Raw genomic sequence first — 12373 nt, 5'->3', positions numbered from 1 at the left:
TCGAGATGCCCCCTGGATGCGGTAGTTGCAACTGCGACGACGTGATGTTCGAGGGAACTCCGTCGCACTGGACGGCACTGCACGTCGAGTGACAAGCCGATGGCGCCGCCCCCGGCAAAAGAAAGCCGCCCCCGCTCCGATCGGAGCGGGGGCGGTCGTTGTGCCGGGGGTCAGACTGCGCTGTGAGCGCGCAGGAGATCTCCGAGAATGGCATGCACCCTGACCGCCTCCTGCAGCGTCAGCGCCGCGTACGGCTCGTCCATCGCGTAGAGGCAGATCGTTACGGCGTCCTCGCGCTCTTCGTCCATGGTCACCTCGATGTGAGGCAAGCAGTAGTCGAGCGGGGCGAAGCTGTCCGGAGTGTCCCCCTCGCGGTACACGAGCGGCGTGGTCGGGCCCTCAAGAGAGAGGATCACGATCTCGTTCGACAGTGTCATGGCGCGACCCCGTTCGCGTCGAGGTCGAGCCGCAGCAGGGCCAGCGCGAGCCGCTTCGCGTCGTCCCGCGTCAGGTACATGCCGCCAGGGCCGGGCGGGTCCATGGCTACCATGAGCTGGCCGGTGCGCTCCATCTGCTCCAGGCTGACGGACAGCGTCGCCCGTTGGGTCGGCCGGCCGTCGTCGAGCGGGCTCACCACGACAACGAAGTCTTCGCCGTTGCCGTAGTGCAGGTCATCGCCCTCGATGTGCAGGCTCTTGCACCACGACACCGGGCAGCGCGCGGGCACCTGGCCAGGCGGGCAAATCGGCAGCATGCTGCCGATTTTGAAGGTCGGAGGTGGGGTCTGCTTCACGACGCATCCTTTCCGCGCGCCCTGGCGACCTGGCGCATGAGTTGCTTTGCCACGTTCTCCGCCTCGTCCACCGTCAGGGAGTCGGACCCGCCGGAGAGGGTGAGCTGAACGAGCGGCACTTCGCCGGGGAAGCGCGTCAGGCTGACGGAGCCGTGCCCGCCCATCTCACGCACGAACACCGGCAGGTCCGCCGCGTTGCAGAACGGCGTGTCGTCGTCGAGCACGGCGTGCTGCGTACACCACGGCGGGCAGTCGGGGCGACGGTCGACGACCATCGCCAGGTCCGAACCGTCCAGGAAGGTCATTCAGTTACCCCCAAGTCAGCAGCAGCCGCGCGGAACGCGGCTATCAGCTCATCGATCTCGCCGACCTCGATTGCCTCGAAGAGGTGCGCGTGGTCGAGCAACTGGTCAGGGTTCCTGTCCCAGATGCGCCACTGGTCGCCGACCAGGTAGCGGACCCGCAGGAACGCCAGGTCCGGGTCGTTGCCAGCCCGCACCGTCAAATGGCGGGTCACCTCGACGTTGGCGACTGTCAGCGTCGCCGAGTGGTGATGGTCAGGGGAGACGCCGAGTCGGCGGTGCTCGGCGATGCACCACTCCCAGCGGCAGGCGTACTGTCGGATCAGCTCCATGCCGGAGAACAGGGCCGCGCCGAACATGTGGGCCCCGCGGAAGTCGAGACGCCGGAGCGTGTCCCCCAGGACGCCCGCGTCGTACGCGGACAGGTGGACCTCGTAGTGCCCGAGCTCGCCATCCTCGTGGCGGCGGGTGAGCGCCCTGTCGTCGATCTGGACCCGCACGAACTCGCGCCCGTCAGCGCGGACCACGTCCACGTCGATGTCGTCGGGAGCGGCCGGCCCGAAGATGGACTCGATGCTGTGGCCGCAGTATTCGCCCTCTGTGGTGTGCTCCGACGTGCACCACGGGGCGCACGTCGGGAGCTTGGGGTACGTCATGCCGTGGCCGCCACGGTCTCGGTACGGCAGGCGCGGCAGGCCGGGCTACCGCACCGCCCGAGCGCGTCGAACGGCATCGGGACCGGCGTCCAGCCCGCCACCGTGACGCCCTTACGCGCGTCGAGCACGTCGTTCAACGCGGACGTGAGCTGCTGACGCTCGGCGAGGGTGAACACGCTGTCGTGGTCCTCGGTGAGCTGGTGCATCTCGCTGCCGGACAGGTCGAGGTCGTGGGCGATCTGCGCCGCCGCCAAACCGCCCCAGCGGAACGAGAGCAACAGGTAGTCCTGCGCCTCCTGCACCTTCGCGGCGGCCCCCTCGACGTCGGCGGCCATCTGGTCCATCTCCGCCCGGGTGGCCGTCATCTCGACCAGGAACGCGTCGAGGAAAGCACCGGTCGCGCCGACGTCGACACCGCTGGCGATGAGGTCCTTGAGGGCCTGCAGCGCGGTGTCGGTGTTGGCGCGGGCCTGGTCGACGGCGGGCTGGTCGGGCAGGCGCCGGGCGTAGGCGTTCTCGACGATCTCGGCGCACGGCGCACAGGCGAGCGTCTCGACGCCGACGACCAGACGCAGCAGCCCTTCAGCGGTCTTGCAGTAGACGCACGGGTCGATGACGTTGGCGGTCGCGAGGACGGTCTTGGACGTGATGGGATGCACGGTAGGTCTCTCCCTGCTTTGTACAGGTGATGGGACTAGGGCCCGGTCGGTGAGTACCAGTCATCGGCTGGGCCCGCTCTTTGCGCCCTCCCTGTGGTGTTCTCCATAGGGTGCGACGCCCTTCTAGAGTGGGCCTCCATATGGAGGTTGTCAACCCTCCCTGTTTACGATCACGGATCGTCGCTGTAGCCTCCCTAGGGAGACTTCCCTTGAGTACGATCCGTGGAGGTGGCTAAGCGCCGTGAAGGAACCGCTCTACCAGCGGATCGTGGAAGACTTCCGCGAAGCCATCGAGTCCGGGGGCATGCGTCCCGGCGAGATGCTGCCCTCCGAACCTGAGTTGATAGCGCGCTACCACCTCAGCAAGAGCACCGTCGGCAAGGCCATCGCCATCCTGAAGGCGGAAGGACTTGTCTACAGCCAGCGTGGTCGAGGGGTCTTCGCTCGCCGTATCCCGCCAAAACGGCGCATCAGTTCTGAGCGCTACGAGGCCGACGCCGGCCCGCAGGATGTGCCCCGAACCTCCTTCACTGTGGATCAGGGCATCTCGTGGGAGGAGTACCGACTTGACGTGGCGTACGAATGGGCTGAAGCGGATGAGCGTCTAGCGGAGCTGTTCGGCGTCGAGGTGGGGGCGCGCATCCTCGATAGGCGGTTCGTCTTCTACGCCAGGGGTGAGCCGCAGCAGATGTCCCGGCCGTACTTGCTTGCTTCCGACGTTGAGGGGACGCCGGTTGCGGACCCCGATAACGAGCCGTGGCCGGGCGGGTCGATCGCGCAGCTTCGCAGCGTCGGCCTGGAGACCGACGAGGTAACGGAGAGCGTCTCTTCTCGCATGCCGACGCCGGACGAAGTAGCCACCCTCAGCATCGGGTCGGGCATCCCGGTGTTCGCGATCACCCGCTGTCTGATCTCGCGCGGTCGTGTGATCGAGGTGGCAGACCCGATCGTGATCCCGGCAGACCGCGCCATTCTGGACTACCGGATCAGGCTCCAGGGGAGACCGTAGGGAGACCGGCAGTTCCGGACCCTTCCGATCCTGAGCGTTGTTTCCGAGACTGCCCGACAAGGGCACCGTCCGGCTAGCTGCGAAAACTCAGAATCGCGATACTTTCAGAAGTCTTCCAACACCATTCCTCTTGGACTGTCCCTCCGTGAGGAGCCTCATCGTAGGACGCCCCACCGACAATCCCCGTCCCCGCCACTCCGGCGTACACGCCGACGGCGGCCGCTGAGGGCGGCCGCTGAGGACGGCCTCGATCTGGCCGTGGTCTTCAGCGCGGGACCGTCACGCCGCCGACATCGTGAAACGGGCGCGGCCCGCGTGGGCCGGCCGGGCCGCCGGCCGGCGTCGCATGCGCAGGCTCAACCGCGAGCCACGACCGCTCTGCTCGACGTGGACCGCGTCGCACACCTGCTGGATCACCCACAACCCGAAGCCGTGCGAGGCGGTCGGGTCGACCCGGGCGGCCCTCAGGTGACCGGGCGTCAACCGGCCCGCGGTGTCCACGACCTCCACCGTGATCGTGTCACCGACGCTGCGGGCCACCACCTGACCGGTCGCGCCCGCGTGGTCCAGCACGTTGGTGACCGCCTCGTTGACGGCGAGCACCCAGCTGTCGAGCCGTGAGCCGTGTAACCCGGAATGGGTGCCGTGTATGCGGATCAGGTCTCGGATAAGAGCCAGATCTGCGCTGATCGGGCACTTCATCTCGAACTCCACAAGCATGATCGTCTCGCCTGCCGGATATCAGAGGGTTACGGCTGTCTCTCAACTTTCCAGGCGGGAGATCGTCAAACGCGTAGATCGCGGAGGGGGACCGGCGGCGCTGGCGTTCGATCCATTCGTCTTCGAGCGCCGAGTGCACGATCGAGTCCCGCCGGCCGTGCGGTGTGTGCACGTGGTGCCGGATCCGGCCCTCCTCGACCATCCCGGCCGTCAGCATCGCGAGCTGCCGACGAGGCCGGCGACCTCCTCGCGGCTGCGCGGCGCGAACGGCACGTGCTGGGTCACCGTCGGGTCGCCGTAGATGGCGAGCAGCGCCGCCACGTCGGCCTCCGTGACGTCACGGAGGCCGAGGCGTTCGCCCTCGCACACCACGCGCCGCATGCGCGGACGGTAACGCGGGACCGATGATCTTTACAACCGTGTCAAGTCGCGAGTTGACTGCCGTAAGCTCGCGCGACAAGTTCGGCGATGGCGCTGTGCGCGCCGAGCGGCTCCGCGTACCCGGCCTGGACGGCGGTGGCCGCCTGCTCCACGATCTCGCGCGGGGCCTCGTGGCCGATCAGGCAGGGGGCGACGGCCAGGCGGTTCGCGCCCGCCGCGCGCAGGCGCTGGGCCGCGACGGCGACGCCGGGCTCGCTGTCCAGCGAGGCGGCGACGACCGGCAGCGTCAGCCTGGAGGCCAGCAGCACGGCGGTGGCCTGCACGGCGTGCACCGCGCGCTCTCCGCCCACGGTGGCCAGGATGACGGCGTCCACGGGGCTGGAGACGGCGAGCACGCGGACGCGGTCGGCCCTGGCCAGGCCGCGCTCGGCCAGCCTGATGTGCAGCGCCTCGGCCAGCAGCGGGTGCGGGCCGAGCGCCTCGGTGACGACGGCTCCGGAGCCGGAGGCGGCGACGGCCTTGCCGATCTGCGCCAGGACGGTGGGATCGTCCCAGGTGAGCAGCGGCACGACGACGGCTTCGCGGCCGGCGGGCAGAGCGTCCGCCAGATCCGCGACGCTCGTCAGGAGCACCTCGATCTGCGGGTTGCCGAGGCGCACCACCGTCGCGATCTCGTCGGCCACGCCGGCGGCAGCGCCGGGGGTGGCGAGCACGAGCGCGGGGGCGTCCGGCGGCAAGGACGTGGGGACGGGACGGCGGTGTCGGCCGCCACCCGGCCGAGGGGAACGTTCACGTACAGGCAGGCTCACAGGCGCGGAGTTTATGCCCATTCGGAGGTGGTTGTTCTGGGAATCGATGGCGATTTCGTCACAACCGGTCTCCTGTGATCGAGATCACTTCGTGATCATCCAATACGTTGACCTATCCGTACAAAACGGACTAGAACACGTTCTAGAGTGAGTGTCGCAGGACCGGTCTCCGGAGGATGGGCATGAAGCCGTTCTACGTCCGCGAGCTGAGCGTTTATCCCGTGGGCCGCCGCCGCGTCCTCCTCCTGGCGATAGCCGTGCTGGCGAGCCTCGTGGCCAACTTCGAGACCACCCTCGCCACCATCCTGCCCCTGCTCATGGTGGACCTGGGCATGTCGCTCACCGTCTACGGGCAGATCGCCGCCCTGTCGGTGCTGGTCGGCGGGCTCTCCGCCGGGTTCGGCGGCATCCTGTCCGACCGGTGGGGGCGGGTCACGATCCTGGTGCCGACCCTGACCGTCACGGCCGGCTGCAACTTCCTGCTGGCCACCGTGGACAGTGTGGCCGAGCTGTTCTGGGTGCGGTGCCTGATGTTGTTCATCGAGGGCGCCGGGATCACGATCACCGCGTCGCTGGTCCGGGACTTCTCCCCCCGGATGGGGCGGGCGCAGGCGTTCGCGTTCTGGACGTGGGGGCCGGTGGGGGCCTCGTTCCTGGCCTCGTTCATCGCGGGGTTCACGCTGCCGCTGTTCGGCAACGCGTGGCAGTCGCAGGCGATCATCATGGGCGTGGTGTCGCTGGTGATGTGCGCGGTCATCGTCTGGCGCATCGCCGAGCCGTCGGCGGCGCTGCGCGCCCAGGTGCTCCAGGCCGAGCAGGCCGTGGAGGTCTCGGACGACGACGGCCGGGTCGGGCACGGCCGGGTCCGCGAGCTGCTGCGGCATCCGCACCTGTGGGCGCACGTCCTGGGCAATACCGGCTGGCAGGTGCTCTACTGGACGTTCGCCATCTTCGGCCAGACCATCCTGTCAGGCGCGTTCGGCCTCGACGCGGCCGCAGCCAACCGGGTGGTGGCGCTGGGCATCGTGCTCAACGCCCTCACCGTGGTCGTCGTGGGCCGCCTGTCCGACCGGCTGCAACTGCGCAAACCGTTCACGGCCGCGGGCACCGTGCTGACCGCCGGGGTGCTGGCGTACTTCATCGCGCTGATCGGTCCCGGCGCCGGCACCGGTCACGTCACGGTCGTGTACGCGGCGCTCTTCCTGGTCATGGGCATCGCGTACGTGCCGTGGATGGCCGGCTTCTCCGAGGACGCCGAGGACGTCGACCCCCGGCTGCAGGGCTCGGCGCTCGGCCTCTGGGGCATGGTCGTCCGCGTCATGATCGTGGTCCTGCTGGTGGTCTCCCCGATGGTGGTCGAGGCCGGGGGCTGGCAGACGTGGCTGACCGTGGCGCTCGCCGGCCAGGTCGTGTTCCTGGTGTCGATGGTGGCGTTCAAGGGCCGGTGGCGCACCCCGCGCGAGGAGAAGACGCCGGTCTAGCGCGACGGCACGACCACCGCCTGCGGGTTGCCCGGCGCGTACACCGTGATGCCCTGCGGCAGCGACTTGAGCTTCTCGATCTCGGCGCAGGCGGGGCACTTGTCGTAGCCGTCCTGCCTGGCCCGGTTGGCCTCCGCCTCCGCCTTGGCCTGGTCGACCTTGGCCTCGGCCTCGGCGACGGCGGCCGAGGCGGCCAGCGACCGGTCCACCGCCTGCTGCACCTCGCCCGGCAGCGTCACCTTGACCAGCGTGAAGCGCAGCCCGGTGAGGAACGCGCCGCCCAGCGTCACGGGCAGGTCGCGGGTCAGCGAGGCGTTGACCGCCTCCTGGACCTTGGCGATGCCGGCGTTGCCGCCCTGCGGCTTGAGGTCCGAAGCCGCCAGCAGCGCGCAGGAGGGCACCAGCTCCGCGCAGCGCATCGCGCCGATCTGGCCGCGCAGCGCGTTGTCGACCGCGGGCCGGACGGCCTGGCCGAAGAAGGCGGACCAGCCCTCGTCGCCGTCCCAGGGATACAGCGCGCGGTCGTCCTGGGCGCGGAAGGTGCGGGTGCCGTACTTGTCGTCGAACGTCCGCAGCGTCGCGTGGTCCAGGTTGAGCGTGAAGTAGAGGGTGCCTTCGATGCCGAGGTTCACGCCGTCGCTGCTCGGCACCGTCACCACGTCCACGCCGAGCGTGGTGGCCCGCTTGGCGTCGGCGGTGATCGTGTAGAAGCGTTGTTGCGCGGGATACAGGTGGGTGGACGACCACATGCCGGTCCAGGTCAGGCCGGAGCCGGGATCGATCACCTGGCGCACCTGGTTGTCGTCGAACAGGCCGCCGTCGCGGATCACGGCCACCTCGCCGCCGCTCGTGCGCTCCATGCCCCCCACGCCCCCGATGAGCAGGGGGATCGCGATCAACGCGGCGATGACGGCCAGGGCGATTCTCATCGGTACCCCTTCCGCGCGGGCGGCGGTGGCAGCCACCGCCCGCGGCTTCTCGCGGCAGTTCAGGTGTGACTTCTGGCTACTCAGGCGAAAGGTCCTACTTGGCCGGGGGTCTTGGCGGCCGCGGCCGGCGTCGGTGACGGCGTCTCCGCGGCGATGTCGACGTCGCGGGTCTCCGGAGCGATGGCCAGGCCCACGGCGGTGATCGCCAGGGCGACGACCACGTAGACGGACACCGCGACCGTGCTCTGGAAGCCGGCGAAGAGCTGGAGCGCGATGATCGGCGCGAGCGCGCCGCCGACGACGCCGGCGACCTGGTAGCCCATGGAGGCGCCGCTGTAGCGCAGGCGGGTGCTGAACAACTCGGCGATGAAGGCGGCCTGCGGGCCGTACATCGCCGCGTGGGTGATCAGCGCCACCACGGCGGCCAGCACGATCAGCGGGAACGACTTGGTGTCGAGCAGCGGGAAGAACACGAACGCCCACACCGCCGCGGCCACCACGCCCGCGAAGTAGACCGGCCGCCGCCCCACCCGGTCCGACAGCGCGCCGAACAGCGGGATCAGCACGAGCTGCAGGGCCGAGCCGATCAGCACCGCGTTCAGCGCCACCGAGCGGTCCAGCTTCAGCTCGGTGGTGATGTAGACGATGATGTACGCGGTGAACGTGTAGAACGCCACGTCCACCCCGATCCGCGCGGTGAAGGCCGACAGCAGCGCGCGCGGGTGCGTGCGCAGCACCTCCAGCAGCGGCATCTCCGCCTTGGCGCCCCGCTGCGCGACCTCGGCGAACAGCGGCGACTCGCTGACCTTGAGCCGCACCCACAGGCCCACGAACACCAGCACGCCCGACAGCAGGAACGGCACCCGCCAGCCCCACGACAGGAACGCCTCGTCGGACTGCGCGAACGACAGGATCGTCAGCAGGCCGGTGGCCAGCACGTAGCCGGCCGGCACGCCGACCTGCGGCCAGCTCGCGCTGAAGCCGCGCCGCCGGGGGTCCCCGTGCTCCAGCGACATGATCACCGCGCCGCCCCACTCGCCGCCCAGCCCCAGGCCCTGCGCGAACCTGAGCAGCGCCAGCAGGACGGGCGCGGCCACGCCGACGCTCGCGTAGCCGGGCAGCACGCCGATGAGGAACGTCGAGACGCCCATCACCAGGAGTGTCACCACCAGCACGGTCTTGCGGCCGGCCCGGTCGCCGAAGTGGCCGAAGACGATGCCGCCGAGCGGCCGGGCGACGAACGCCACGGCGTTGGTCGTCAGCGACGCCAGGATCGCGGTGACCGGGTCGAGAGAGGGGAAGAACAGCTTGGGGAAGACCAGGGTCGCCGCGGTGGTGTAGAGGAAGAAGTCGTACCACTCCAGCGACGTGCCGATCAGGCTGGCGAGGATCACCCGCCGGGTCTGTTGCGTGGAGCCTGACATCCGATCGCTCCTTGTGTTGAGGGGATGATTTCAAAGTAAGGATCGTTGAACAATTCGACAAGAGGTTTGCTCCATGATTCCCTCATGAATGTGGACAACGTGGTGGCTGATCTTGCCCAGGACCGGCCTCGGCTGGGCCGCAGCAGCACGGCCGAGCGGGTGGCCGACATCCTGCGCGAGCGCATCAGCGAGGGCTTCTTCCAGCCCGGGCAGCGGCTGTCGGAGGAGGCGATCTCCGAGGCGCTCGGCGTCTCGCGCAACACGCTGCGCGAGTCGTTCCGGCTGCTCGGACACGAGCGGCTGCTCGACCACAAGCTCAACCGGGGCGTGTTCGTGCGCCTGCCCTCCGTCGAGGACGTCGCCGACCTCTACCGCGTGCGCCGCGTGCTCGAAGGCGCGGCCGTGCGGCGCGGCGCGCCCAAGGAGGCGATCACCGTGATCGCGCAGGCCGTGCACGACGCCGAGCGGGCCGCCGAGCAGGACGACTGGCAGGGCGTCGGCACCGCCAACATCCGCTTCCACCAGGCGCTCGTGAGCCTCAACGACAGCCCGAGGATCGACGAGACCATGCGCCAGCTCCTGGCCGAGCTGCGGCTCGTCTTCCACGTGATGGAGAATCCGCGCGCCTTCCACGAGCCGTTCGTCGGCCGCAACCGCACCCTGCTCGGACTGATCGAATCGAGCGAGTGGGAGCGGGCCGCCGCCTATCTGGAGGACTACCTCGACCAGGCCGAGCGGCTGCTCGTCCACGCCTACGAGCCCAACCGCTAACGTTGCGGCATGCAGCGGCTCTTCACCATCGACGAGGCTCGCCGGATCATCCCCGGCATCATCGAGGACGCTCGCGTGGTGATCGCCGCCCGGGCCGACCTCGCCGAGATCGACTTCGACCGGCGCACCAGGGGTGGCTCCGACCTCGGCGGCCTCGCCGAGGTCAAGGGGCTGCAGGCGCACATCGAGGAGATGCTCGGCAGGTGGAGCGAGCGCGGGATCGAGGTCAAGGGGTTCGCGCCGGTGCTGATCGACTTCCCCGCCGTGCTCGGCGAGCTGTCGGTCCGGCTCTGCTGGATCGAGGGGGAGCGCGAGCTCGCCTGGTATCACCGCACGGAGCTGGGCTTCGCGGGCCGGCGCCCCCTGTAGCGGACCGACCGCCACCGTGGCCGATCTGTGACCAACCTCGCAGGTCACGGCTCTGTCTAAGCAGGTGAGCGAAAGGACCACAAGTCATGAGGCACACCTCGGCGGCCGCGGCGCTTCTGGCGTCGGCGGTCATCGGCGGGCTGGGGCTCACCCCCGCCGCCGCCCAGGCCACCACCGGGCCACCGGTGGCCCGCGCGGCCTGGATCAAGTCCTGCACCGGCCAGGGCGACATCGACGTCCCCTGCGGTCACTGGCGGTTGCTCCTGCGCGGCGGCGGCAGCGTCGCCGTGCGCGCCGCGGCCGCCACCACACCCGACGGCGGCGAGCCGAGCCGGTTCGCCCTCAGCGCGGACGGCCGCGTGATGGCCTACGAACGGGCCCGCGACCGCCGCCTGGTCGTCCAGCGGGTGGCCGGGGGCCGGGCCACCGAGCTGCCCAGGATCACCGGCGGCTTCGCCGTGCGGCTCTCTCCCAAGGGCGACAGGGTGCTGATCGACCGCGACGACGCCGCGACCAAGGTGATCACGGTCGCCACCGGCAGGACGACGACGCTGCACGCCAGTCTCCGGCCGCTCGGCTTCAGCGGCGACGGTGACGAGGTGCTGGCCACCCGTATCGCGAGCGACAACACCACGGTGATGTACGCCTACCGGCTCGGCGGCGGCTCCCTGCGCCAGACGCCGCCCCAGGTGGTCGCGGGCGCCCTGACCTATGCGCTGGCCCCCGACGGCCGGACGGTGGCGGTGTTCACCTCCGGCACCTACGGGACCGGCAAGCCGCTCCGGGTGCGGACCTACGACCTGCGGACGGGTGAGCTGTCCGAGGGCGCCGACCTGCCGCTCAAGACCGGCACGCCGCTGGAGCTGGCGTGGTGGGGCGCCGGGCGCCTCACCGCCACCGTGCGCGGCGGGGAGGACGGGAAGCCGGCGGTGGTACGGGTGCTCACCGTCGATCCCGGCTCCGGAGCCGTCACACAGGCCGACAGATACCCGATCGACAAGAGCCGCTACACCGCGATCCTGGCCGGGGAGTGAACCACATGACAACCAAGACGCTCACCATCCTCGTGGCCGGGCTGGTCGCTCTGACGCCGGCGGCGGCGTACGCGTCGGAGCACGCCTTGACGCCCGCGGCGGCGCACGCGGAGCCGCATCACGACGACACCGTCCGCTACGTCTCCATCAAGGGCTGCCCGATGAAGGGCGGCGGCACCAAGCCGTGCGGCCCCTGGCGGATCGGCACGCACGGCGGCGGGCGGAGCGTGCTCCACGACGCCCAGGGGGTGGCCCGCAAGGCCGACGGCACGTCCAGCCTCTACTACGCGGCGCCGGTCGCGGTCAGCGGGAACGGCCGGCGGCTGGCGTACTTCACGAAGCCGGGCCGCCTGGCGGTGCGCACGGTCGGAGGCGGGGTCAGGCTGCTGGCCAAGGACGCGCTGCCGCGGGTGGCGCAGTGGCGGGTGAGCCTGCGGCTCTCCGACGACGGGGGCCGGCTGGCCGCGCTCGTGGACGGGTCCCGCGCGCGGATCTTCGACACCGCCACCGGGGCGCGGCTCGGCACCCTGCCGGCCGGGGCGGACCTGCAGGGCTTCAGCGGCGACGGGGACGAGCTGCTCGCCTCCGCAGCCGGCGACGAGTCGGTCACCGACCTGGTCGTCTACAGCGACACCGGCGAGCGGCTGCTGCGGGTGACGCCGCCCCAGGTCATCGGGACCAACACGCCCCAGGCGCTGGCGGCCGACGGGCGCACGGTGGCGAGCGTGGTCACCGGCAAGCGGCCGGAGCTGGTCACCTACGACGTGGCGACCGATCAGGTCATCGGCCGCACGAAGGTCACGTTGCCGGCCGGGGGCGTCGAGATGGTCGACTGGACCGGCGAGACCCAGGTCACCGTGCACCTGGTCGGCGCGAACCGGATGACCATCGTCGAGATCGACACCGAGACGGGGACGACGAAGGTCAGGGACCGTTATCGGATGCCGGCGGACGCGTTCGTCTTCGCCGCCTGCGGTGGCTGACGTTAAGAGGGCGAGGCCGGGGGCAGGATGTGCCCTTGGCCGGAGTTGGCCCG

16 protein-coding genes are annotated in these 12373 nt (G+C 70.2%); 6 read left to right on the top strand and 10 right to left on the bottom strand.

All coding sequences use genetic code 11. From position 1 onward, the window contains the following. Positions 1–170 precede the first annotated feature (170 nt). Genes ACWD0F_RS23055 through ACWD0F_RS23035 form a run of 5 tightly spaced genes read right to left on the bottom strand, consistent with a single transcriptional unit; the run spans position 171 to position 2410 of the window. Positions 171–437, bottom strand: coding sequence for a hypothetical protein (locus ACWD0F_RS23055; RefSeq protein ID WP_449878574.1), 267 nt, complete (start codon positions 435–437; stop codon positions 171–173). After that, positions 434–793, bottom strand: a complete 360-nt coding sequence (locus tag ACWD0F_RS23050) for a hypothetical protein (RefSeq protein ID WP_449878572.1) — start codon at positions 791–793, stop codon at positions 434–436. Before ACWD0F_RS23050 ends, ACWD0F_RS23055 begins: the two co-directional genes overlap by 4 nt. Beyond that, positions 790–1098, bottom strand: coding sequence for a hypothetical protein (locus ACWD0F_RS23045; protein ID WP_449878570.1), 309 nt, complete (start codon positions 1096–1098; stop codon positions 790–792). Before ACWD0F_RS23045 ends, ACWD0F_RS23050 begins: the two co-directional genes overlap by 4 nt. Then, positions 1095–1751: a hypothetical protein gene (locus ACWD0F_RS23040; RefSeq protein WP_449878568.1), complete on the bottom strand. Its 657-nt coding sequence runs from the start codon at positions 1749–1751 to the stop codon at positions 1095–1097. Before ACWD0F_RS23040 ends, ACWD0F_RS23045 begins: the two co-directional genes overlap by 4 nt. Then, on the bottom strand, positions 1748–2410 hold the full coding sequence (locus tag ACWD0F_RS23035) for a hypothetical protein (protein ID WP_449878566.1): 663 nt from the start codon (positions 2408–2410) through the stop codon (positions 1748–1750). The genes ACWD0F_RS23040 and ACWD0F_RS23035 overlap by 4 nt, the downstream gene beginning before the upstream one ends. A gap of 241 nt (positions 2411–2651) precedes the next feature. Between ACWD0F_RS23035 and ACWD0F_RS23030 the strand changes: the two genes are divergently transcribed. Beyond that, entirely contained in the window at positions 2652–3419 is a 768-nt protein-coding gene (locus tag ACWD0F_RS23030; RefSeq protein ID WP_449878563.1) for a GntR family transcriptional regulator, read from the top strand. A 279-nt stretch (positions 3420–3698) separates the two neighbouring features. Here the strand turns inward: ACWD0F_RS23030 and ACWD0F_RS23025 are convergent, their stop codons facing one another. The 3 genes from ACWD0F_RS23025 to ACWD0F_RS23015 all read right to left on the bottom strand — a co-directional run bounded on the left by ACWD0F_RS23025 (position 3699) and on the right by ACWD0F_RS23015 (position 5257). Beyond that, positions 3699–4133 carry an ATP-binding protein gene (locus ACWD0F_RS23025; RefSeq protein ID WP_449878561.1) on the bottom strand — a complete coding sequence of 145 codons (435 nt, stop codon included), beginning with the start codon at positions 4131–4133 and terminating at the stop codon, positions 3699–3701. Positions 4134–4349: 216 nt separating this feature from the next. Next, on the bottom strand, positions 4350–4520 hold the full coding sequence (locus ACWD0F_RS23020) for a GNAT family N-acetyltransferase (RefSeq protein WP_449878559.1): 171 nt from the start codon (positions 4518–4520) through the stop codon (positions 4350–4352). A gap of 41 nt (positions 4521–4561) precedes the next feature. Further along, a complete protein-coding gene (locus ACWD0F_RS23015) occupies positions 4562–5257 on the bottom strand; it encodes a sirohydrochlorin chelatase (RefSeq protein ID WP_449878557.1) in 696 nt (231 codons plus the stop codon). A gap of 254 nt (positions 5258–5511) precedes the next feature. Here ACWD0F_RS23015 and ACWD0F_RS23010 point away from each other — a divergent pair, with 254 nt between their 5' ends. After that, a complete protein-coding gene (locus ACWD0F_RS23010; RefSeq protein WP_449878555.1) occupies positions 5512–6810 on the top strand; it encodes an MFS transporter in 1299 nt (432 codons plus the stop codon). Here the strand turns inward: ACWD0F_RS23010 and ACWD0F_RS23005 are convergent. Together ACWD0F_RS23005 and ACWD0F_RS23000 are read right to left on the bottom strand one after the other, a co-directional pair. After that, entirely contained in the window at positions 6807–7739 is a 933-nt protein-coding gene (locus ACWD0F_RS23005; RefSeq protein ID WP_449878553.1) for an SPFH domain-containing protein, read from the bottom strand. The genes ACWD0F_RS23010 and ACWD0F_RS23005 overlap by 4 nt on opposite strands. Positions 7740–7819: 80 nt before the next feature. Beyond that, positions 7820–9163: an MFS transporter gene (locus tag ACWD0F_RS23000; protein WP_449878551.1), complete on the bottom strand. Its 1344-nt coding sequence runs from the start codon at positions 9161–9163 to the stop codon at positions 7820–7822. A gap of 84 nt (positions 9164–9247) precedes the next feature. Here ACWD0F_RS23000 and ACWD0F_RS22995 point away from each other — a divergent pair, with 84 nt between their 5' ends. From ACWD0F_RS22995 to ACWD0F_RS22980, 4 genes are all read left to right on the top strand, one after another. Then, positions 9248–9934, top strand: a complete 687-nt coding sequence (locus ACWD0F_RS22995) for a GntR family transcriptional regulator (RefSeq protein WP_449878549.1) — start codon at positions 9248–9250, stop codon at positions 9932–9934. Between the two features lie 9 nt (positions 9935–9943). Further along, positions 9944–10303, top strand: a complete 360-nt coding sequence (locus ACWD0F_RS22990; RefSeq protein WP_449878547.1) for a DUF2203 family protein — start codon at positions 9944–9946, stop codon at positions 10301–10303. A gap of 86 nt (positions 10304–10389) precedes the next feature. Beyond that, positions 10390–11337, top strand: coding sequence for a hypothetical protein (locus tag ACWD0F_RS22985; protein WP_449878545.1), 948 nt, complete (start codon positions 10390–10392; stop codon positions 11335–11337). Positions 11338–11342: 5 nt separating this feature from the next. Next, the gene (locus tag ACWD0F_RS22980) at positions 11343–12320 is read left to right on the top strand and encodes a hypothetical protein (RefSeq protein WP_449878543.1); all 978 of its coding nucleotides are present in this window, start codon (positions 11343–11345) and stop codon (positions 12318–12320) included. Positions 12321–12373: the final 53 nt, after the last annotated feature.

This window comes from Nonomuraea sp. NPDC002799 (assembly GCF_053592075.1).
Note: the sequence above shows the minus strand (reverse complement) of the source record. Positions and strands in the feature narration are given on the sequence as shown.

Bases quoted from the DNA above. Each gene is read 5' to 3' on its own strand.
- ACWD0F_RS23055 (WP_449878574.1), bottom strand. From the start codon at position 437: ATGACACTGTCGAACGAGATCGTGATCCTCTCTCTTGAGGGCCCGACC.
- ACWD0F_RS23045 (WP_449878570.1), bottom strand. From the start codon at position 1,098: ATGACCTTCCTGGACGGTTCGGACCTGGCGATGGTCGTCGACCGTCGC.
- ACWD0F_RS23040 (WP_449878568.1), bottom strand. From the start codon at position 1,751: ATGACGTACCCCAAGCTCCCGACGTGCGCCCCGTGGTGCACGTCGGAG.
- ACWD0F_RS23020 (WP_449878559.1), bottom strand. From the start codon at position 4,520: ATGCGGCGCGTGGTGTGCGAGGGCGAACGCCTCGGCCTCCGTGACGTC.
- ACWD0F_RS23010 (WP_449878555.1), top strand. From the start codon at position 5,512: ATGAAGCCGTTCTACGTCCGCGAGCTGAGCGTTTATCCCGTGGGCCGC.
- ACWD0F_RS23005 (WP_449878553.1), bottom strand. From the start codon at position 7,739: ATGAGAATCGCCCTGGCCGTCATCGCCGCGTTGATCGCGATCCCCCTG.
- ACWD0F_RS23000 (WP_449878551.1), bottom strand. From the start codon at position 9,163: ATGTCAGGCTCCACGCAACAGACCCGGCGGGTGATCCTCGCCAGCCTG.
- ACWD0F_RS22995 (WP_449878549.1), top strand. From the start codon at position 9,248: ATGAATGTGGACAACGTGGTGGCTGATCTTGCCCAGGACCGGCCTCGG.
- ACWD0F_RS22990 (WP_449878547.1), top strand. From the start codon at position 9,944: ATGCAGCGGCTCTTCACCATCGACGAGGCTCGCCGGATCATCCCCGGC.
- ACWD0F_RS22985 (WP_449878545.1), top strand. From the start codon at position 10,390: ATGAGGCACACCTCGGCGGCCGCGGCGCTTCTGGCGTCGGCGGTCATC.
- ACWD0F_RS22980 (WP_449878543.1), top strand. From the start codon at position 11,343: ATGACAACCAAGACGCTCACCATCCTCGTGGCCGGGCTGGTCGCTCTG.